We start from the raw sequence: 21,457 nt of genomic DNA, 5'->3' as shown, positions 1-21,457 counted from the left end.
AGCCTATTTCACCCCAGTACCAATACCGGGGTGAATTCCGCCATTTAGCCGAGGAACAGTTTGTAGACGGGATTGCTGCTCTCATCCCAGTAACGGTACCCGAGGGTATCGAGGAAGCGGGCAAACTCGCCCATCTCATCGGGAGGCACTTGCAGGCCGATCAGGATGCGGCCCACGTCGCCGCCCTGGCTGCGGTAATGGCATAGGGAAATATTCCAGTTCGGCGCCATGCTGTCGAGGAAACGCATCAGCGCGCCCGGGCGCTCGGGGAATTCGAAGCGGTACAGCAGCTCGTCCTGGGCCAGCCGGCTCTTGCCGCCCACCAGGTGGCGGATGTGCGACTTGGCCAGCTCGTCGTGGGTCAGGTCCAGGGTCTTGAATTCGTGTTCCTCGAAGGTTTTCGCCAGCACGCTCGACTCATGCCGGTCGGCAATCTGGATGCCGACGAATACGTGCGCGGCTTTTTCATCGCTGATGCGGTAATTGAATTCCGTCACGTTGCGCGCGCCGATGAGCGAGCAGAAACGCTTGAAGCTGCCCCGCTGTTCGCGCATGGTGACGGCAAACACGGCTTCGCGAAATTCGCCCAGTTCAGCCCGTTCCGCGACGAAACGCAGCCGGTCGAAATTCATGTTCGCGCCGCTGGCGATGGTGATCAGGGCTTCGTTGTTGACGGGGTGCTTGGTCAGGCTGGCCCGCTCCACATAGGCCTTGGCGCCGGCCACGGCCAGCGCGCCGGACGGTTCCAGAATGCTGCGCGTATCCGTAAACACATCCTTGATGGCGGCGCAGATGGCGTCCGTGTCGACCGTGATGATTTCATCGACATATGCCTGCACGAGGCGGAAGGTTTCCTCGCCAGCCAGGCGCACGGCCGTGCCGTCGGCAAACAGGCCCACGTCGTTCAGGGTCACGCGTTCGCCGGCCTTCATCGAGCGGGCCATGGCGTTCGAATCGACGCTTTGCACGCCGATGATCTTGATGTCGGGGCGAATCTGTTTCACGTAGGCGGCAATGCCGGCGATCAAGCCACCGCCGCCGATAGGGGCGAAGATGGCGTGGATGGGGCCGGCGTGCTGGCGCAGGATTTCCATGCCGATCGTACCCTGGCCGGCGATCACGTCCGGATCGTCGAACGGGTGCACGAAGGTCAGCTTCTGCTCCTTTTCCAGGGTCAGCGCATGGTTGTAGGCATCCGTGTACGACTCGCCGTGCAGCACCACTTCCACGTTCACGCCGCCCCGTCCCTTGACCGCCTCGACCTTTACCAGCGGCGTGGTGGTCGGCATGACGATGACGGCACGGCACCCCATGCGCGCGGCGGACAGGGCCACGCCCTGGGCATGATTGCCGGCCGAGGCGCAAATCACGCCGCGCTTGCGTTCCGCTTCGCTGAGTTTGGACATCTTGTTGTAGGCGCCACGAATCTTGAAACTGAACACGCTTTGCATGTCTTCGCGCTTGAAGTAAATCTGGTTGTTCAGGCGCTGCGACAGGGCAGGGGCCAGTTCCAGCGGCGTTTCGGTGGCGACGTCATAGACGCGGGCGGTCAGGATTTTCTTGAGGTAGTCGATGTTCATAGTCTGCAAGCAAGTGATTCTGGGCCAGAAAGGGTCTGGAGCGTGTCTGTCGATAGCGGCGGCGCGGCGGCGGATAGCCTGGCGACAATAATGCTCTGTGGAACTACGGGCGGGTATGCCTTTGCCGGCCGGCGCGATGTGTGCGGCGCCCAGGCTGCTCTTCATTATAATGGAGAGCCTTACTGCATCGTGAAGTGTTCCATGATCGAATCCGCAATCGCCTGGCTGCTGCAGTTGATCGCCGCACCGGAAGTCGGGCTGACATCGGTCTTTCTGATCAGCTTTATTTCCGCCACCTTGTTGCCGCTCGGCTCGGAGCCGGCCGTGTTTGCCGTCATCAAGGCCAATCCCGCGCTGTTCTGGGCCGCCATCGGCGTCGCCACCCTGGGCAATACCCTGGGCGGTATCGTCGACTACTGGCTCGGCTACCGGGCCAAGCAGGCGTTTGCCAAGGAGCGCGACACGCGCTGGTTCCGCTGGCTGGCCCGCTATGGCGCCAAGACCATGCTGCTGGCCTGGCTGCCCCTCGTGGGCGACCCCCTGTGCACCCTGGCGGGCTGGCTCAAGCTGCCGTTCTGGCCCAGCGTCGCCTACATGGCCGTCGGCAAATGCGCGCGCTACCTGACCATGACCGGCTTGCTGCTGTACGTGCCCGATGGCGTATGGCACCGGATCGGCCAGATGCTGGCCTGAACGGGTCTGCCTGCAACGCCGATTTGCCCCATTTTGGGCAGTTCGATAGTTTGCAGTGGCGTCCGATTCTTGGCATTTTTGCGTCAAAAAATCCTTGAAGCCGGTTTTTTATTCAAGTAAAGGAAGGCTTTTCCATATTTTCTATGATGACGGATCAGGTGCTTAAACCTTGGGCGGCATAAGGCTGTTCCCGCATGGTGCGGCGCAATAAGATAAAATGGCCCTTTAGGGTCCAGTCTATATCGTCACCACACTCCATGAACGCTCCCGCACAAATCCAAGCTTTACTGGCAGAAACGCCGAATGGTCCCGCAGCAAGCCGGCTGCGCGAAATCCCGTATAACTACACGTCGTTTTCCGATCGCGAGATCGTCATACGCCTGTTGGGGGAGGACTCCTGGCGCCTGCTCGACGAGCTGCGCGGCGCCCGCCAGACGGGCCGTTCGGCCCGCATGCTGTACGAGGTGCTGGGCGATATCTGGGTCGTGCGCCGCAATCCGTATTTGCAGGATGACTTGCTCGACAATCCGAAGCGCCGCCAGGGCTTGATCGATGCCTTGCATCACCGCCTGGCCGAAGTCGACAAGCGCCGCCTGAGCATCGATGCGGCCGGCGGCGACGCGCTGGCGGCAGGCGAAGCGCCGGAAGTGGCCAAGGCACGCAGCGCCAACGTGGAGCTGCTGCTGAAGGCGGCCAGCAAGGCCGTGGCCGACTTTGGCGACGAATTCCGCAAGACCTACGACTTGCGCAAGCGCACGGTCAAGGTGCTGGGCCGCTACACGGAAAAACACAATGTGCGCTTCGACGGCATGACGCGCGTGTCGCACGTGACGGACGCCACCGACTGGAGGGTGGAATACCCGTTCGTCGTGCTCACGCCCGACACGGAAGAGGAAATGGCCGGCCTCGTCAAAGGCTGTATCGAGCTGGGGCTGACCATCATCCCGCGCGGCGGCGGCACCGGCTACACGGGCGGCGCGATTCCGCTGACGCCGATGTCGGCCGTCATCAACACGGAAAAACTCATCACCCTGGGCGCCGTGGAAATGACGGTCTTGCCGGGCCTGACGCATGAATACGCGACGATCAATTCGGGCGCGGGCGTGATCACGAACAAAGTATCGGAAGCGGCGGAAAAGGCCGGTTTCGTGTTTGCCGTCGACCCGACCTCGGCCCACGCTTCTTGTATCGGCGGCAACGTCGCCATGAATGCGGGCGGCAAGAAAGCCGTGCTGTGGGGCACGGCGCTCGACAACCTGGCTTCGTGGCGCATGGTCGACCCGAACGGCGACTGGCTCGACGTCACGCGTCTCGACCATAATCTGGGCAAGATCCACGATATCGCGCTGGCACGCTTCCAGCTGGAGTGGCGCCACCCGAGCACGCGCGACGCGACAAAACCGAACGCGCCTTTCAAGACGGAAATCCTGGAAATTCCTGGCCGCAAGTTCCGCAAGGAGGGGCTGGGCAAGGACGTCACCGATAAATTCCTCGCCGGCTTGCCGGGCATCCAGAAAGAGGGTTGCGACGGTCTGATCACGTCGGCGCGCTGGATTTTGCACAAGATGCCGAAATTCGCCCGCACCGTCTGCCTGGAATTCTTTGGCCAGGCGCGCGATGCGATCCCGTCGATCGTGGAAATCAAGGATTACCTCGACGGCTTGCCGGCCAAGGGCGAGCAATACACGAGCATCCGTCTGGCGGGTCTGGAACACCTGGACGAGCGCTACCTGCGCGCCGTCGGCTACGCCACCAAGTCGAAGCGGGGCGTGTTGCCGAAGATGGCCCTGTTTGGCGACATCGTCGGCGACGATGAAAACGCCGTCGCGCAAGCGGCGTCGGAAGTGGTACGCATCGCCAACACCCGTGTGGGTGAAGGTTTTGTGGCCGTCAGCCCGGAAGCGCGCAAGAAATTCTGGCTCGACCGTGCCCGCACGGCCGCGATCGCCAAGCACACGAATGCGTTCAAGATCAATGAAGACGTCGTCATTCCCCTGAACCGCATGGGCGAATACACGGATGGCATCGAGCGCATCAATATCGAACTGTCGATCAAGAACAAGCTGCAACTGGCCGACGCCTTGAGCGCGTTCTTTGCCAAGGGTAACTTGCCAATCGGTAAGAGCGACGATGCGTCCGACGACCGCGTGGACGATGCTGAAATGCTGGGCGACCGCGCCGAGCAGGCGCAGCAGTTGCTGGCGCAAGTCACGGCACGCTGGACCTATCTGCTGGCCCAGCTGGACCGTCCGCTGGTCGACGCGAAGGGTGAATTGGCCGAACTGGGCATGGAGCGCTTGCTGCCCGTGTTCGATGCGCGCCTGGAAACGCAACCGAACGCCACCCTGTTCGACGTGGTGCAGGACCGCACCGTGCGTATCACGTGGAAGCAGGAAATCCGCGCCCAGCTGCGCCAGATTTTCAATGGCGCCGCGTTCAAACTGATCCTCGACGAGGCCACCGCGATTCACGCGCGCATCCTGCGTAGCCGCGTGTTCGTCGCGCTGCACATGCATGCGGGCGACGGCAACGTGCACACGAACTTGCCCGTCAACTCGGACAATTACGAAATGCTGCAGGATGCCCACGAAGCCGTGGGCCGCATCATGATTTTGGCCCGCTCGCTGAACGGCGTCATTTCCGGCGAGCACGGCATCGGCATTACCAAGCTGGAATTCCTGACGGAAGAAGAAATCGGCGACTTCCGCAGCTACAAGCAGCGCATCGATCCGGAAGGCCGTTTCAACAAGGGCAAACTGCTGAATCTGCCGGGCATGGGCGCCGACTTGCGCAATGCCTATACGCCATCGTTCGGTCTGATGGGCCATGAATCCTTGATCATGCAGCAAAGCGATATCGGCGCCATCGCCGACAGCGTCAAGGATTGCTTGCGATGCGGCAAGTGCAAGCCCGTGTGCTCGACCCACGTGCCGCGCGCCAACTTGCTGTACTCGCCGCGCGACAAGATCTTGGCGACCTCGTCCCTGATCGAAGCCTTCCTGTACGAAGAGCAGACGCGCCGCGGTATTTCCATCAAGCATTGGGAAGAGTTCGAGGACGTGGCCGACCATTGCACGGTCTGCCATAAATGCGTGACGCCTTGCCCTGTGAACATCGACTTCGGCGACGTGTCGATGAACATGCGCAATCTGCTGCGCAAGATGGACAAGAAGAGCTTCAATCCGGGCACCAAGGCCACGATGATGTTCCTCAACGCAACCGATCCCGTGACCATCAACGCCACGCGCAAGGTCATGATCGGCTGGGGTTACAAGGCGCAGCGCCTGGGCCACGATTTGCTGAAGAAATTTGCCAAGAAGCAAACCAAGGCACCGCCGCCATCGACGGGCAAGCCGCCCGTCAAGGCGCAGGTGATCCACTTCATCAACAAGAAAATGCCGGGCAACCTGCCGAAGAAATCGGCGCGCGCGCTGCTCGACATCGAAGACGACAAGGTCATCCCGATCATCCGCAATCCGAAGACGACGACGGCCGATACGGAAGCCGTGTTCTACTTCCCCGGTTGCGGTTCGGAACGTTTGTTCTCGCAAGTGGGCCTGGCCACGCAAGCGATGCTGTGGGAAGTGGGCGTGCAGACGGTCTTGCCGCCGGGCTACCTGTGCTGCGGTTATCCGCAGCGGGGCGCGGGCGAGTTCGACAAGGCCGAGAAGATGATGACGGACAACCGCGTCCTGTTCCACCGCATGGCCAACACGCTCAATTACCTGGACATCAAGACGGTGCTCGTGTCGTGCGGCACCTGTTACGACCAGCTGGCAACGTACCAGTTCGAGAAGATTTTCCCCGGCTGCCGCATCATGGATATCCATGAGTATCTGCTGGAAAAACAGGTGAAGCTGGAAGGCGTCAACGGCACCCGTTATATGTACCACGAGCCATGCCACAATCCGATGAAGCTGCAGGAATCGGGCAAGACCATCAACTCCCTGATTAGCACGGTAGATAACGTGAAGATCGAGAAGAATGACCGTTGCTGCGGTGAATCGGGTTCCCTGGCCGTCACGCGTCCCGACATTTCCACGCAAGTGCGTTTCCGCAAGGAAGAAGAGATGGTCAAGGGCGCGGACAAGCTGCGCGGCGACGGTTTCACGGGCGACGTGAAAATCCTCACCAGCTGCCCGTCGTGCCTGCAAGGACTCTCGCGCTACAATGACGATTCGGGCACGACGGCCGACTACATCGTCGTCGAGATCGCCAAACACTTGCTGGGAGAGAACTGGATGCCGGATTACGTGAAACGCGCCAATGACGGCGGCATTGAACGGGTGTTGGTGTAATGTCCACGAGTTGCGATCTGTGCACGCTGCTGGACGGCTTTGCCAACAAGCAGGGCTGTGAAGCCTTGCTGTGGCGCAGCGAGCGCCTGTCCGTCGTGGCCGTCGATGACGCCGCCTATCCCGGCTTTTGCCGCGTGATCTGGAACAAGCACGTGAAGGAAATGACGGATTTGACGCCTGGCGAGCGCAACTACGTCATGGAAGTCGTGTGGCAAGTCGAGCTGGCCGTGCGTGAAGTGATGCAACCGGAAAAGGTCAACGTGGCCAGTTTCGGCAACATGACGCCGCACGTGCACTGGCACGTGATTCCCCGCTACCGCGACGACGCGCATTTCCCGAACCCCAGCTGGGCCGTGGTCCAACGCGAGACGGCACACGCGGTGCTGGCCGCGCGCCGCGCGCTGCTGCCGGCCTTGCGCGACGCCATCATTCAACGTTTATCCGCATAAAGTATCGTCATGACTGAAAAAGCAGCAACACCGCAACCCACCGGCTTGACCGTGCACAACCAGTCGCGCGTGCTCGACGTGGCTTTTGACGATGGCAGCGAATTTGCGCTGCCGTTCGAATACCTGCGCGTGTACTCGCCGTCGGCCGAAGTGCAGGGCCATGGCAAGGGCCAGGAAACCTTGCAATTAGGCAAGCGCCTGGTCGGCATCACGGGCCTGGAGCCGGTCGGCAACTACGCCGTGCAGCCGACCTTCAGCGATGGCCACAATTCCGGCCTGTACACCTGGGCCTACTTGTACAAGCTGGGCGCGGAAAAAGACAAGCTGTGGCAAGCCTACCTGGACCAGCTGGCGGCAGCCGGCTATCCCGGCGACAGCGGCCGCGACGCCAAGGCGGACATGACGGTCAAGCAATCTTCCGGCCACGTCCACGGACCGAGCTGCGGTCACAAACACTAGGGTAAAAAATAAGGCTCTGTCATCGGCAAGTAGGGGAATGCCGGAATTTTCCCTTGGCAGTGCTGTCTGACTCTGCATATCAATCACGCAGGGAGCAGATCATGCGGCCAGCTGAATGGATCACCTTGATTGCGCAGTTTGCTCACTTGAGCAGACGCCAGCGGCAGGCAGGCATTGCCCTGCTGCATGGCAACGCGCCACACGACGCGACCGTCGCGCTGCTGGAAAATGTGGCGCAGCCGCGATTGGCCTGTCCCGCCTGCGGCTGGGCGCACCTGCACCGGCATGGTCATGCGCACGGACTGCAGCGCTACCGTTGCGTGCCCTGCGGCCGCACCTTCAATGCACTCACCGGCACGCCACTGGCGCGCTTGCGCCATAAATCGCTGTGGCTCGATTACGCCGATTGTCTGCTGGCATCGGATTCCGTGCGCAAGGCCGCGCGCCAACTGGGCGTGCACCGTAACACCTCGTTTCGCTGGCGTCACCGGTTTTTATCGCTGGCAAAGACGGACCGGCCGCATGGTCTGCACGGGATCGCCGAGGCCGACGAGTTATATCTGCTGGCATCGGAAAAGGGATCCAGAAACATGACGCGTCCGCCCCGCCGCCGGGGCGGCCATGCCCATAAACGCGGCATATCGAACGAACAGGTCTGCATCCTGGTGGCGCGCGACCGCACGGGACAGACCCTCGATTTCGTCACGGGAAAAGGAGCGCTAACCAAGGCGCAGTTGCACCACTGTTTGTTACCCGTCATCGACAAGGATGTGCTGCTGGTCACCGATGGTCATGCAGCCTATCGGGCCTTCGCCAGGGAAGCGGGTATTAGCCACGTGGCCGTCAACCTGCGCGCCGGCATCCGCGTGCAGGGCGCCGCCCACGTGCAGAACGTCAACGCCTATCACAGCCGTTTGCGTCAATGGCTGGGGCCGTTTCACGGCGTGGCGACACGCTATCTGTCGAACTACCTGGGATGGCGCTGGATACTCGACGCCAGGCGCATTCGCTCCCCTGAAACGTTATTGAAGGCAACGCTGGGCACCTTCCCACATCTAATGGTGACATAGCCAAAAATAATGCGGTAAGCTTGTCGGATTGCCGCATATCCATTCGTCGTATGAATGCCCGCGCTTGCGGGCATTTTTCTTTTGGAGAAGAGACTATGGAATACCTGATCCTGATCTACGCCGACGAGGCGCGCTATGCCGCCATGCCGGACGAGCAGATGGCCAGCCTGATGGCCGACTTTGCCAGCTATACGCACGCGCTGGAGGCGGCCGGCGTGCTGCGCGGGGGCGCCGAACTGGCGCCCGTGGGCAGTGCCACCAGTGTGCGGGTGCGCAATGGCAAACCCGTCATCACGGATGGGCCGTTCGCGGAAACCAAGGAACAGCTGGGCGGCTACTATCTGCTAGCCTGCGCCAATCTGGACGAGGCGCTGGTCTGGGCCGGGCGTTGTCCGGCCGCTTCGCTGGGCACCATCGAAGTGCGGCCCGTGACGGCTTGAGCATGGCCGGCGAGGCCATTGCGGCCGTCGAACACGTCTTTCGCCAGGAAAGGGGCAGGGTGCTGGCCGGCCTGATGCGGCGTTTCGGCGACCTGGGCCTGGCGGAAGATGTGTTGCAGGAAGCGTGCCGCAAGGCGCTGGAACTGTGGCCGCGCACGGGCATCCCTGATAATCCCGCCGCCTGGCTCAGTTCCGTGGCGCGCAATGCGGGCCTCGATCACGTGCGCCGGGCGGGCAAGAGCGTCAGCGATGCCGAGGCCCAGCTAGCCAGCCTGACTGCGGCCGTGGCGGTGGAAGCGCCGCCCATCGAGGACGATCGCCTGCGCCTGCTGTTCATCTGCTGCCATCCTGCGCTGGCACCCGAGGCGCAGGTGGCGCTGGCCCTGCGCACCCTGTGTGGGCTGTCCACGTGCGAGATCGCGCGCGCCTTCAGCGTGGCGGAAGCGGCCCTGTCGCAGCGGCTATTGCGCGCCAAGCGCAAGATCGCGGAAGCGCGCATTCCCTTCGAGTTGCCGCCGGAGCAAGAATTGCAGCAACGGCTGGCGCAGGTGCTGCACGTGATTTACCTGGTGTTCAGCGAAGGCTATTGCGCCAGCGGCGGCGACACCCTGCTGCGCGCGGACCTGTGCGCCGAGGCGCTGCGCCTGGGGCGTCTGCTCGACAGCCTGCAGCCGGGCCAGCCCGAAGTGCAGGGTGTATTGGCCCTGATGCTGCTGCAGGCGTCGCGCGGCCTTGCCCGGCTGTCGCCTGAAGGCTATCTGCTGACCCTGGAAGAGCAGGACCGCGGTCTGTGGGATGACGACCTGATTGCCGAGGGTCTGGCCGTGCTGGAACTGGCCTTGCCGGCGTGCGCGCCAGGGCCATATCAGCTGCAGGCGGCCATTGCCGCCTTGCACGCCAAAGCGCCCACGGCCAGCCAGACGGACTGGCGCCAGATCAGCGCCCTGTACGGCGCCTTGCTGCGGCACAAGCCGGAACCGTTGATCTTGCTCAATGCCGTGATCGCCTGCTCCATGGCGCATGGCACCGCACACGGGCTGGTGTGGCTCGATCGCCTGGAAGCCGTGCCCAGCCTGGCGCTATCGCATTATCTGCATGCGGCCCGGGCCGACTTGCTGCGCCGCCAGGGCGACCGGCTGGAGGCGCTGGCGGCATATGCCCGGGCGGCAATGCTGGCTTCGAATGCAGTGGAAAGGCAATACCTTCTCCGGCGTCACGGGGAAATGCGCCTGCCGCTTGTATAATGCTCCCAAGTTCAAACAGACTGCCTACCATGACCAATACGACCCATTTCGGATACAAAACAGTTGCAGAAGACGACAAAGTGCGCGAAGTCGCCAAGGTGTTCCATTCCGTCGCTGCCAAATACGACGTGATGAACGACTTGATGTCGGGCGGGCTGCACCGTCTGTGGAAGACGTTCACCATTGCCAATGCGGGCGTGCGCCCCGGTTTCAAGGTGCTCGACATCGCCGGCGGCACGGGCGACCTGTCGAAGGCATTCGCCAAGCAGGCGGGCCCTACCGGCGAAGTCTGGCTGACCGATATCAATGAATCGATGTTGCGCGTGGGCCGCGACCGCCTCTTGAATCGCGGCTTGCTGACCCCCACCATGTTGTGTGACGCGGAAAAACTGCCATTCCCCGATAACTATTTCGACCGTGTCAGCGTGGCCTTTGGCCTGCGCAACATGACGCACAAGGATGTGGCGCTGGCGGAAATGCGCCGCGTGCTGAAACCGGGCGGCAAGCTGCTGGTGCTGGAGTTTTCCAAGGTGGCCGCTCCCCTGCAAAAGCCGTACGACCTGTATTCGTTCTCGGTCTTGCCGTGGTTCGGGCAGAAAATCGCCGGCGACGCGGAAAGCTATCGTTACTTGGCAGAATCGATCCGCATGCATCCGGACCAGGAAACCCTGAAGACCATGATGGAAACGGCGGGCCTGGAGCGCGTGCAGTACTACAATTTGACGGCAGGCATTGCCGCTTTGCACACCGGTATCAAGATGTAATGCATCAACGTTGGTGATTTTAGGAGATGGAATGAAATTGAAGAAATTTATGGTCGGCATGATGCTGGCCGCGACCACGGTATCCATGCTGGGCGAGGCGCTGGCCCGTCCCATGGGCGGTGGCCGTTCGATAGGTCGTCAGTCGCAGAACGTGAGCCGCCAGGCGCCCGCACCGGCCCCAGCGCCGGCACCGGCTGCCACGCCACGCCAGGCGCAACCGGCGCCGGCTCCTGCGCCAGCGCCTGCCGCCAAGGCACCGAGCCGCTGGAAGGGCTTGCTGGGCGGCGCCTTGCTGGGTCTGGGCCTGGGCGCGCTGCTGTCGCACTTCGGCCTGGGCGGCGCCCTGGCCAGCATGATCAGCACCTTGCTGATGGTGGCTTTGCTGGCCGGCGTGGTCTTCTTCATCTACCGCATGGTGCGCGGCAAGCGTGCTGGCAACAGCAGCGGCAATGCGCCGTTCGCCGGCTTCGGCAACCAGCCTGCGCCAGCCAACGTGCCTGACATCGGTTCGCGCATTCCACCGCTGCCGCCGCTACAGCCTGTCTCGTCCGGCGTAGGCCTGGACAAACCGGTGCCGGCTGCCGCGCCATGGGGCGTGCCAAGCGACTTCGACAAGGATGCCTTCCTGCGCCACGCGAAAAGCAATTTCATTCGCCTGCAAGCGGCCTGGGACAAGGCCGACGTCAACGATATCCGCGAATTCACGTCGCCGGAAGTGTATGCGGAACTGCGCATGCAAATCCAGGAACGGGGTGCGCAGCCAGACTTTACCGATGTTGTCACCATTGATGCCGAACTGCTGGGTATCGAGACGAGCGTCAACGATTACCTGGCCAGCGTGAAGTTTACGGGCCTGATCCGTTCGGCGCCGGGCGCCGCGGCGGAACCGTTCGCGGAAGTGTGGAATATGTCGAAACCCGTCAGCGGCAATAGCGGCTGGGTTTTGGCAGGCATCCAGCAATTGAATTAATTGCAAAAACTTGCTGAATATTGGCTTAAGTCCATGCGGAATGCATGATGCTTAACAGATATTGCCTGCTGAACTGGTAAGATCGAAACCGCCCATGTTGTTTTACGGGCGGTTTTTCTTTTTAGGGGCGCGCCTGACGCGCTGTATATAGATGGCACCACTTTCCGACCTTTCCCTGATGACGCCTGTCATTGCGACCATCAACCACTTGCTGGCGCAAGAGCCGTGGGCGCGCCAGCAACTGGCCGTGCATGCCGGCAAGCTGGCTTGCATCGACACGGGCGCCGTGGCCCTGCGCCTGCGCGTCGACAGCGCCGGCATGCTGGAAGCGGCGCCGGCCGACACGCCGGCCAACGTCACCATCCGCGTGAAATTGCGCGACGTGCCGCTGATTCTGCAAAACCGCGAGCGGGCGTTTTCCTACGTCAAGATCGAAGGCGATGCCGAGTTTGCCAATGCGATTTCGCAATTGAGCAAGGGCTTGCGCTGGGAAGCCGAGCACGACCTGGAAAAGGTCGTCGGGCCCATGCTGGCTACGCGCCTCGTTGCCGGCGCGAAGGATGCGGCCGCCTTTGTGCGCACGGGCCAGCAAAAGCTGGCGGAAAACGTGGCCGAATATTTTCTCGACGAACAGCCCATGCTGATTCGTCCTTCTACCTTGCAAGAGTATTCCGCTGGCGTGACGCGCGTGCGCGATGACGTCGAACGCCTGGCCAAGCGCCTTGCCCGGCTGGAAAAGGCGGCCGCCGCCGTCCAGCCGCAGTCTTCCTCACCGGATTTGTCTACATGATATTGAAATTCCTGCGCCTGTTTAAAATCATCCGTGTTTCCATCAAGTACGGTCTGGATGAGATAGCGATTTCTGGTCTGCAAGTTCCCCGCACCGCCAAATTGATCGACACCCTGATTTTCTGGCGCGACCTGTCGTCGCCACGGGGCTTGCGCCTGCGCCTGGCGCTGGAAGAGCTGGGCCCGATTTTCGTCAAATTCGGCCAGGTGCTGTCGACCCGGCGCGACCTGATGCCGCTCGACATCGCCGAAGAACTGGCGCGCCTGCAAGACCGGGTGCCGCCTTTCGATTCCGACTTGGCCATCGCGCAAATCACCAAGTCGCTCGGCGCACACCCGGATCAGTTGTTTGCCCACTTCGAGCGCGAACCGGTGGCGTCCGCCTCGATTGCCCAGGTGCACTTCGCCACCCTGAAGGACGGCCGCGAAGTGGCCGTGAAGGTCTTGCGTCCGGGCATGAAAAAGCTGATCGACGAGGACGTTGCCCTGATGCATATCGCCGCCGACTGGACCAGCCGCCTGTGGGCCGACAGCAAACGTTTGAAACCCAAGGAAGTCGTGGGCGAATTCGACAAATACCTGCACGACGAGCTGGACCTGATGCGCGAGGCGGCCAATGCCAGCCAGCTGCGCCGCAACTTCGCCACCTCGGACTTGCTGCTGGTGCCGGAAATGCACTGGGATTATTGCTCCAGCAGCGTCATCGTCATGGAGCGCATGGTCGGCATTCCCGTGTCGCAGACGGAGCGCCTGGTGGCGGCCGGCGTGGATTTGCGCAAACTGTCCAGCGATGGCGTGGAAATTTTCTTCACGCAAGTGTTCCGCGACGGCTTTTTCCATGCGGACATGCACCCGGGCAATATTCTCGTGTCGATCGCGCCTGAATCGTTCGGCCGCTACATCGCGCTCGACTTCGGCATCGTCGGAACGTTGAACGACTACGACAAGGATTATCTCTCGCAAAACTTCCTCGCCTTTTTCCGCCGCGACTACAAGCGCGTGGCCGAAGCGCACATCGAATCGGGCTGGGCGCCGAAGGACACGCGCGTCGATGAGCTGGAAGCGGCCGTGCGCGCCTGTTGCGAGCCGATCTTCGACCGTCCGCTGAAAGATATTTCTTTTGGGCAAGTGTTGCTGCGTTTGTTCCAGACCTCGCGCCGCTTCAACGTGGAAGTGCAGCCGCAACTGGTGCTGTTGCAAAAGACCCTGCTCAATATCGAAGGCCTGGGCCGCCAGCTGGATCCGGAACTGGACCTGTGGCAAACGGCCAAGCCCTACCTGGAAAAATGGATGAGCAACCAGGTGGGCCCGCAAGGCTTCATGGAGCGCCTGCGCGCCGAGGCGCCCCGTTATGCGCACATCTTCCCGCAACTGCCGCGCTTGCTGCACCAGGCCTTGACCGTGCATGGCGAGCCGCGTGAAAACGATGTGGAACTGATGAAAACCTTGCTGGCGGAGCAACGCCAGACGAACCGCTTGCTGAGTTTTATCGTGTACTTCGTGGGCGCCTTCGCCCTCGGCGCGCTGGGCTTGCAAGTATTCATGCGCTGGCATCAACTGCCGTTTTAAAGGCTGAGGACGTAAGTGATGGCTGACTTCAATACCCGCGATCCGCTCTCGCCCGCCTTCTGGGACGAGCGTTTCGAAAAGCAATTTACGCCCTGGGACCACGGCGGCGTGCCGACGCGCCTGCGCAGCTGCGTGGCCGGCAGCCCGGCGCCGCTGCGCTGCCTGATTCCCGGCTGCGGCTCGGCCTATGAACTGGTCTTCATGCTCGATCACGGTTGGGATGCCACGGCCATCGACTTTTCGCCGGCTGCCGTGGCCGCCGCGCGCGCCGTCGTCGGCGAACGGGCAGGGCAGGTGGTGGAAGCCGATTTCTTTGCCTGGGAACCTGTCGCACCGCTCGACCTGATCTATGAACGGGCCTTTTTGTGCGCCATGCCGCGCGCCATGTGGCCGCAAGTGGCGGCCCGCTGGGCGCAACTGCTGGCGCCGGGCGCCATGCTGGCCGGTTACTTTTTCTTTGACGACAATGCCAAGGGACCGCCATTTGGTATATCACGGGAGAAACTGCAGGAATTGCTGGCCGCGCATTTCGACTGCCTGGCCGATGAAGCCGTCGACGATTCCATCGCCGTCTTCGCCGGCAAGGAGCGCTGGATGAGCTGGCGCCGCCGGGCGGACTGAGGCGGACCGGTCAATTTCCGTTGGGGGCAAAGGAAAAGCTTTATAATTCAGGGTTTTTGATGATTTTCTCGGAGTAGAGATGCCGATTTACGCTTACCGTTGTGACGAGTGTGGTTTTGCCAAGGACGTCTTGCAAAAGATCTCCGATCCAGTACTGACGGTGTGCCTGTCGTGCGGCAAGCCCAGTTTCAAGAAACAATTGACGGCCGCCGGTTTCCAATTGAAGGGCACCGGCTGGTACGCGACCGATTTCCGCGGCGGCACGGCGCCCACCACGGCCATTCCGACGGGCCCGGCCGATAACGCCAAGCCTGCCCCGGCCGCCGAGAGCGCGCCTGCTGCCGCACCTGCGCCCGCCCCGGCTGCAACCGCGCCGAAAGCGGACTGAGAGCGCGCCGCGCCGATACGATCCATTACCGAGAAACTGATGCGTAAATACTTTATTACCGGATTACTGATTTTGGTGCCCCTGGCCATTACGGCCTGGGTCCTGAATCTGGTGATCAGCACGATGGACCAGTCGCTGTTGCTGGTGCCCGGCAGTACGCAGCCCAGCGTCTGGTTCGGTCACAAGGTTCCCGCGCTGAGCACCATTCCCGGCCTGGGCACGGTATTGACGGTACTGATCGTGTTCTTCACGGGCTTGCTGACGAATAACCTGGTCGGCAATTACGTGGTGAAGCTGTGGGAAAAATTGCTGCAACGCATACCCATCGTCAATTCCCTGTATTCGAGCGTCAAACAAGTGTCGGATACCCTGTTTTCCCCGTCGGGCAATGCGTTCCGCAAGGCTGTGCTGGTGCCATATCCGCACCAGAACTCCTGGACCATCGCTTTCCTGACGGGCGTGCCGGGCGGCGATGCGGCGAACCACCTGGTGGGCGACTTTGTCAGCGTGTATGTGCCGACGACGCCGAACCCGACATCGGGCTTTTTCCTGATGATGAAGCGCAGCGATGTCGTCGAACTCGACATGAGCGTCGATGCGGCGCTCAAATATATCGTCTCGATGGGCGTGGTGGCGCCTGCGGAAGTTGTTGCTGTACCGGCCCCGGCAGCCAAAGAATAAAGGCAGGCGTCCCATGCGGGACGTGGCCGGATTGAACACTCACTAACCTGAACTGAGAATTTTATGTCTATGCGTACTGAATACTGCGGCCTCGTTACCGAAGCCATGCTGGGACAAACCGTCAGCCTGTGCGGCTGGGTACATCGCCGCCGCGACCACGGCAGCCTGATTTTCATCGACTTGCGCGACCGTGAAGGCCTGGTGCAAATCGTCTGCAACCCGGAACAAGCGGAAATGTTCAAGGTCGCCGAAGCCGTGCGCAACGAATTCTGCCTGCGCGTGACGGGCGTCGTGACCAACCGTATCGAAGGCACGGTCAATAACAACCTGAAGTCGGGCAAGATCGAAGTGGTCTGCTCGGAGCTGGAAGTGCTGAACCCTTCCGTGCCCGTGCCGTTCCAGCTGGACGACGACAACCTGTCGGAAACGACGCGTTTGACGCACCGCGTTCTGGACCTGCGCCGCCCGCAAATGCAGAACAACCTGCGCCTGCGTTACAAAGTGACGATGGAAGTGCGCAAGTACCTCGACGCGCTGGGCTTCATCGACATCGAAACGCCGATGCTGACCAAGTCGACGCCAGAAGGCGCGCGCGATTACCTGGTGCCGTCGCGCGTGAACGCGGGCAGCTTCTTCGCCTTGCCGCAATCGCCACAGTTGTTCAAGCAACTGTTGATGGTTGCCAACTTCGACCGTTACTACCAGATCACCAAATGCTTCCGCGACGAAGACCTGCGCGCTGACCGCCAGCCTGAATTCACGCAGATCGACTGCGAAACCTCGTTCTTGACGGAACAGGAAATCCGCGACCTGTTCGAAGACATGATCCGTGTCGTCTTCAAGAACACCCTGGACATCGACCTGCCGAACCCGTTCCCGGTGATGGATTTCGCCGAAGCGATGGGCCTGTACGGTTCCGACAAGCCGGACATGCGCGTCAAGCTGGCCTTCACGGATTTGACGGAAGTCATGAAGTCGGTCGAGTTCAAGGTCTTCAACGGCGCCGCCAACATGAAAGGCGGCCGCGTGGTTGCCCTGCGCGTACCGCAAGGCGGCAGCATGCCCCGTTCGGAAATCGATGCCTACACCCAGTTCGTCGCCATCTACGGCGCCAAGGGCCTGGCCTACATCAAGGTCAACGAGAAAGCCAAGGGTCCTGAAGGATTGCAGTCGCCGATCGTCAAGTTCCTGCCTGCCGACGTGCTGGCCACGATCCTCGAACAGACCGGTGCGCAAGACGGCGACCTCATCTTCTTCGGCGCGGACAAGGCCAAGGTCGTCAACGACGCCATCGGCGCGCTGCGCGTGAAAATCGGTCATAGCGAATTCGGCAAGAAAGCCGGCCTGTTCGAAGACGTGTGGAAGCCATTGTGGGTGGTCGACTTCCCGATGTTCGAGCATGATGAAGAAGCGGACCGCTGGACGGCAACCCACCATCCATTCACGGCGCCGAAAGACGGCCATGAAGACATGCTGGAAAGCGATCCGGGCGCCTGTATCGCCAAGGCCTACGACATGGTCTTGAACGGCTGGGAACTGGGCGGCGGTTCGATTCGTATCCACCGCGAAGAAGTGCAGTCGAAAGTGTTCCGCGCACTGAAGATCGATGCCGAAGAAGCGCAGCTGAAGTTCGGCTTCCTGCTCGACGCCCTGCAATACGGCGCGCCACCGCATGGCGGCCTGGCATTCGGCCTGGACCGTATCGTGACCATGATGACGGGTTCCGAATCGATCCGCGACGTGATCGCCTTCCCGAAAACCCAGCGCGCGCAAGACTTGCTGACGCATGCGCCGTCGGAAGTGGACGAGAAGCAACTGCGCGAACTGCACATCCGTTTGCGCAGCGCCGAGCCAAAAGTGGCAGGTTAAGCATTAGTCGAGGCTGGGGTCAGACGGGGACGCCGAGTCCCGCCGGGTCTGACCCCAAAAGGCGCTGTCGTGGCGCCTTTTTCATTGTTGATATGACTTATAAAATCCCTGTTTCCGTGCTGGTCGTCATTCATACGGCTGACCTTGACGTCTTGCTCATCGAACGCGCGGGCCAGCCCGGTTTCTGGCAATCGGTGACGGGTTCCGTCGATGCCGTCGACGAACCGCTGCTGCAGACGGCCGCGCGCGAACTGTTCGAGGAAACCGGCATCGTTGCCGATGGACACGATATCGTGCTGCGCGACTGGAACTTGTCGAACGTGTACGAAATCTATCCGATCTGGCGCCACCGCTATGCGCCCGGCGTGACGCGCAACACGGAACACGTGTTCAGCGTGCAAGTGCCGCGCGATATCGCCATCACCCTGAGCCCGCGCGAACACTTGCAGTATGCGTGGCTGCCGTACCTGGCGGCGGCCGACCGTTGTTTCTCGTCGTCCAACGCGGAAGCGATTCTGCAATTGCCGGCCATGACGGGCCTGGCGCGTCCCACCTGATTTCCCTAGAAGGCATTCCATGTTGAACTGGTTACATTTGACTGCGCAGCAAAAACTGCTGGGCACCCTGGGCATCGTTTTTTGCCTGTGCTTCATCTTCCTGCTGTTTAGCTCCACCGTGCCTGGCCGTACGCCACCGATCGGCATGCCGCTGATGGCCATCGGCTGGCTGCTGCATCCGGGCGCGTTTGCCAAGGGCAAGCGCACGGTGGCCTGGCGCGGCGCGCCGTTGCTGGTCAAGATCGTCTGGGCGGCAGGCATCACCGCGCTGCTCGTCAGCGTGACGGCGGGCGTGGGACGCATGCTGGCCTGATTGCGTTCGTGATTGTGTCAGTTTAGGTGCGCACGCGCACCTACGCAGGCGCCGCGCGGGGCCTGTCTGGGAGTAGAATCAATGCATGAAAATCCGCGTAGCAACTTATAATATCCACAAGGGCGTCTCCTCCGTGCGGGGCTTGCCCCGCGTGCATGCTTTAAAACAGGCGATCGCCCTGTTCCATGCCGATGTCGTCTTTTTGCAGGAAGTGCAAGGCAAGCATGACCGCAATGCGGCCCGCTATGGCGCCGAGAAAAACGGCCACAAGCATTGGCCGGAAGCGTCGCAGCACGAGTTCTTTGCCGGCGCCGAGCACCATTCCGCGTATGGCATGAATGCCGTGTACGATCACGGTCACCATGGCAACGCCTTGCTCAGCAAGTTCCCCATCGCCTCGCAAACCAACCACGACGTCTCCGACCATGCCTACGAGCAGCGCGGCATCCTGCATTGCGTGCTCAAGACGCCGCAGGCCGACGTGCACTGCTATGTCGTTCACCTGGGCCTGTTCGAGTCGGGACGGGGCCGCCAGACGCAGGCGCTGATCGACGCCGTGATGGAATCGGCGCCGGATGGCGAGCCCGTCATCATTGCCGGCGATTTCAACGACTGGCGCAACACGCTCAGCGACAAGCTGCGCAATGCGCTGGGCGTGGTCGAAGTATTCGACCAGCGCGCGTCGAACTCGGCCCTGGGCGACCTGGTGCGCACCCTGGCGCGGCGCCAGAGCAAGACCCCCACGCCCGTGCCGGCGCGCACCTTTCCCGCCGCCTTGCCGTGGTTCCGCCTGGACCGCATCTATGTGCGCGGTTTCCATGTGGAAGGCGCGCAAGTGATGCACGGCACCCTGTGGGCAAAACTGTCGGACCATGCACCGATCGTTGCCGCCTTGAAACTCGCGTAGACTGCCGGCATGCGTACAGTCAATTTCATCGCCCACAACGACATCAAGCTGCTGTATTGTGGCACCGATTACTTTCCTGCGCTGGTCCAGGCCATCGACGGTGCGCGCTCGGAAGTCTATTTCGAAACGTATATCTTTGCCGATGACGCGACGGGCACGCTGGTGCTCGACGCGCTCAAGCGTGCCGCCGCGCGCGGCGTGCTCGTGTGCATGATCACGGACTGGTTCGGCACGGGCAACCGCCGCGTCAATGCCATGCATGCGCAGCTGGAAGCGGCCGGCGTTCACCACCGCATCTTCAACCCGTGGTTCCGGCGCGGCATCACACGCACGCACCGCAAGATTTGCGTGGCCGATGGCGAGATCGCCCTCGTGGGCGGCATCAATATCAACGACGACATGTTTTGCGACTACGACCACAACATCAGCCTGGAAGCGCCGCGCTGGGATTTCGCTGTGCAAGTGAAGGGGCCGCTGGTCGACGCCATCCATGAAGAAGTGCAGGCGCAGTGGGCGCGATTGGGCAAGATGAATTTGGTGCGGCGTATCAAGCTGTACCGCAAGATGCGCGTCGTCAGCAAGGAGCTGGCGAAAAATCCCGTCGTGGCCGGCTTTGTCGTGCGCGACAACCTGCGCAACCGCCGCACCATCCAGCGCGCCTACCTGCAGGCGCTGGGCCAGGCGCGTAAAAGCGTGATGCTGGCCAACCCGTATTTCGCACCCGGACACAAGCTGCGCCACGCCCTGGCCCAGGCGGCCCAGCGGGGCGTCGACGTGGTGCTGTTGATCGGCGTGGGCGAGTTCCGCATGCAGGATGCCGTGGCGCACTCGTTTTATCCGAAACTGCTGGCCGCCGGGGTGAAAATCGTCGAATACCGCAAGACGCAATTGCACGCCAAGGTGGCCGTCGTCGACGACGACTGGGCGACGGTGGGCTCCAGCAATATTGACGCGCTGAGCCTGTTCCTGAACCAGGAAGCGAATGTGGTGATCAAGGACGTGGCCTTCGCGCAAAGCTTGCGCCAGCATATCGAGCAGGGCGTGGCCGACGGCATCGTCATTCACCAGGACGATTTCAAGCACATCGGCCGCTTCCGGCGCATCGGCTATGAAGCCGCGTTCCTCGCGTACCGGCTGGTGATGCGCATTTTTTCAGTAGGCAAGTACGCATGAGCGAGATGACAACGGTAAGGCTGGACAAATGGCTGTGGGCGGCGCGCTTCTTCAAGACGCGCTCGCTGGCCAGCGAAGCCGTCGACACGGGCAAGGTTAAAGTGGGCGGCGAGCGCGTGAAACCGGCGCGCAGCGTGCGCGTGGGCGACGAGCTGGCCATCGACAATGGCGCGGAGACGTGGGAAGTGGCTGTGCTGGGCCTGTCCGACAAGCGCGGCGCGGCGCCCGTGGCGCGCCTGCTGTATGCGGAAACGCCGGCCAGCATCGCCCGCCGCGAGCAGCTGGCCGAGGACCGCAAGCTGTTCCGCGAACCAGGCAGCACCATCAAGGGGCGGCCGACCAAGCGCGACCGCCGTCAATTGAGCAGGGCAGGCGACCTCGACTGAGGCGCGCTTGTACCCAGGCGGCAAGGGCGCGCGACGCTTTTGCCTGCCTGAAATCGCTACAAACACGCGGCCAAAAAATGCTGCGCCGCACCAATAGAACACCGGCTCTAAAGTTCCCGTTTGACTTTTACGTGGTACTGGATAATAGTACGAGCGTTCGGATTTTTTCGAGGCGTGCTTTTTTTACCCTCGCTTCCGTCCGCCAGATCGGCAACCTCACTTTGAGAACGGACCTCT

Annotated in this window: 21 protein-coding genes; 20 read left to right on the top strand and 1 reads right to left on the bottom strand. The window is 61.7% G+C overall.

Features of this window, described 5'->3' with window-relative positions; all coding sequences use genetic code 11:
• Positions 1–44 precede the first annotated feature (44 nt).
• Positions 45–1,580, bottom strand: coding sequence for a threonine ammonia-lyase, biosynthetic (gene ilvA / locus ACQ4WO_RS21000; protein ID WP_436483103.1), 1,536 nt, complete (start codon positions 1,578–1,580; stop codon positions 45–47).
• A 201-nt stretch (positions 1,581–1,781) separates the two neighbouring features.
• On the opposite strand from ilvA, the gene ACQ4WO_RS20995 reads away from it, so the two are divergent.
• From ACQ4WO_RS20995 to ACQ4WO_RS20900, 20 genes are all read left to right on the top strand, one after another.
• Positions 1,782–2,273 (top strand): YqaA family protein, encoded by a 492-nt coding sequence (locus ACQ4WO_RS20995; RefSeq protein ID WP_034753347.1) that lies wholly within the window; start codon positions 1,782–1,784, stop codon positions 2,271–2,273.
• 257 nt (positions 2,274–2,530) lie between these two features.
• A complete protein-coding gene (locus ACQ4WO_RS20990; RefSeq protein WP_436483102.1) occupies positions 2,531–6,571 on the top strand; it encodes a DUF3683 domain-containing protein in 4,041 nt (1,346 codons plus the stop codon).
• Complete coding sequence (locus ACQ4WO_RS20985) at positions 6,571–7,020, top strand: HIT family protein (RefSeq protein WP_436483100.1); 450 nt, start codon at positions 6,571–6,573, stop codon at positions 7,018–7,020. The genes ACQ4WO_RS20990 and ACQ4WO_RS20985 overlap by 1 nt, the downstream gene beginning before the upstream one ends.
• A 9-nt stretch (positions 7,021–7,029) precedes the next feature.
• The gene (locus ACQ4WO_RS20980) at positions 7,030–7,479 is read left to right on the top strand and encodes a gamma-butyrobetaine hydroxylase family protein (protein WP_034753354.1); all 450 of its coding nucleotides are present in this window, start codon (positions 7,030–7,032) and stop codon (positions 7,477–7,479) included.
• 101 nt (positions 7,480–7,580) lie between these two features.
• Positions 7,581–8,549 carry an IS1595 family transposase gene (locus ACQ4WO_RS20975; protein WP_436483099.1) on the top strand — a complete coding sequence of 323 codons (969 nt, stop codon included), beginning with the start codon at positions 7,581–7,583 and terminating at the stop codon, positions 8,547–8,549.
• Positions 8,550–8,644: 95 nt separating this feature from the next.
• Positions 8,645–8,989 (top strand): YciI family protein, encoded by a 345-nt coding sequence (locus ACQ4WO_RS20970; protein WP_436483098.1) that lies wholly within the window; start codon positions 8,645–8,647, stop codon positions 8,987–8,989.
• Between the two features lie 2 nt (positions 8,990–8,991).
• Positions 8,992–10,233 (top strand): RNA polymerase sigma factor, encoded by a 1,242-nt coding sequence (locus ACQ4WO_RS20965; protein ID WP_436483097.1) that lies wholly within the window; start codon positions 8,992–8,994, stop codon positions 10,231–10,233.
• A gap of 29 nt (positions 10,234–10,262) precedes the next feature.
• A complete protein-coding gene (gene ubiE / locus ACQ4WO_RS20960; RefSeq protein WP_034778407.1) occupies positions 10,263–10,997 on the top strand; it encodes a bifunctional demethylmenaquinone methyltransferase/2-methoxy-6-polyprenyl-1,4-benzoquinol methylase UbiE in 735 nt (244 codons plus the stop codon).
• A gap of 31 nt (positions 10,998–11,028) precedes the next feature.
• Positions 11,029–11,967: a Tim44 domain-containing protein gene (locus tag ACQ4WO_RS20955; RefSeq protein WP_436483096.1), complete on the top strand. Its 939-nt coding sequence runs from the start codon at positions 11,029–11,031 to the stop codon at positions 11,965–11,967.
• A 151-nt stretch (positions 11,968–12,118) separates the two neighbouring features.
• Positions 12,119–12,757, top strand: a complete 639-nt coding sequence (locus tag ACQ4WO_RS20950) for a ubiquinone biosynthesis accessory factor UbiJ (protein WP_436483095.1) — start codon at positions 12,119–12,121, stop codon at positions 12,755–12,757.
• Entirely contained in the window at positions 12,754–14,325 is a 1,572-nt protein-coding gene (gene ubiB / locus ACQ4WO_RS20945) for a ubiquinone biosynthesis regulatory protein kinase UbiB (RefSeq protein WP_436483094.1), read from the top strand. Before ACQ4WO_RS20950 ends, ubiB begins: the two co-directional genes overlap by 4 nt.
• 18 nt (positions 14,326–14,343) lie before the next feature.
• Positions 14,344–14,946: a methyltransferase gene (locus tag ACQ4WO_RS20940; protein WP_436483093.1), complete on the top strand. Its 603-nt coding sequence runs from the start codon at positions 14,344–14,346 to the stop codon at positions 14,944–14,946.
• Positions 14,947–15,025: 79 nt separating this feature from the next.
• Positions 15,026–15,334 carry an FmdB family zinc ribbon protein gene (locus ACQ4WO_RS20935; RefSeq protein ID WP_070221636.1) on the top strand — a complete coding sequence of 103 codons (309 nt, stop codon included), beginning with the start codon at positions 15,026–15,028 and terminating at the stop codon, positions 15,332–15,334.
• 39 nt (positions 15,335–15,373) lie between these two features.
• Positions 15,374–16,015 carry a DUF502 domain-containing protein gene (locus ACQ4WO_RS20930; protein WP_034753372.1) on the top strand — a complete coding sequence of 214 codons (642 nt, stop codon included), beginning with the start codon at positions 15,374–15,376 and terminating at the stop codon, positions 16,013–16,015.
• Between the two features lie 63 nt (positions 16,016–16,078).
• On the top strand, positions 16,079–17,884 hold the full coding sequence (gene aspS / locus ACQ4WO_RS20925) for an aspartate--tRNA ligase (protein ID WP_436483092.1): 1,806 nt from the start codon (positions 16,079–16,081) through the stop codon (positions 17,882–17,884).
• 92 nt (positions 17,885–17,976) lie between these two features.
• Positions 17,977–18,441, top strand: coding sequence for a dihydroneopterin triphosphate diphosphatase (gene nudB, locus ACQ4WO_RS20920; RefSeq protein ID WP_436483091.1), 465 nt, complete (start codon positions 17,977–17,979; stop codon positions 18,439–18,441).
• Between the two features lie 19 nt (positions 18,442–18,460).
• Positions 18,461–18,754: a hypothetical protein gene (locus ACQ4WO_RS20915; protein ID WP_072457749.1), complete on the top strand. Its 294-nt coding sequence runs from the start codon at positions 18,461–18,463 to the stop codon at positions 18,752–18,754.
• 85 nt (positions 18,755–18,839) lie between these two features.
• Entirely contained in the window at positions 18,840–19,661 is an 822-nt protein-coding gene (locus tag ACQ4WO_RS20910; protein WP_278317612.1) for an endonuclease/exonuclease/phosphatase family protein, read from the top strand.
• Positions 19,662–19,670: 9 nt separating this feature from the next.
• The gene (gene clsB / locus ACQ4WO_RS20905) at positions 19,671–20,834 is read left to right on the top strand and encodes a cardiolipin synthase ClsB (RefSeq protein WP_436483090.1); all 1,164 of its coding nucleotides are present in this window, start codon (positions 19,671–19,673) and stop codon (positions 20,832–20,834) included.
• On the top strand, positions 20,831–21,220 hold the full coding sequence (locus ACQ4WO_RS20900) for an Hsp15 family ribosome-associated heat shock protein (RefSeq protein ID WP_436483089.1): 390 nt from the start codon (positions 20,831–20,833) through the stop codon (positions 21,218–21,220). The genes clsB and ACQ4WO_RS20900 overlap by 4 nt, the downstream gene beginning before the upstream one ends.
• Positions 21,221–21,457 lie beyond the last annotated feature (237 nt).

The organism is Janthinobacterium aestuarii (genome assembly GCF_051380835.1).
In the GTDB taxonomy this organism is placed as follows: Bacteria; Pseudomonadota; Gammaproteobacteria; order Burkholderiales; family Burkholderiaceae_D; genus Janthinobacterium; species Janthinobacterium aestuarii.
The sequence above is the reverse complement of the archived record's forward strand: the minus strand, read 5'-3'. Positions and strand labels throughout refer to the sequence as shown.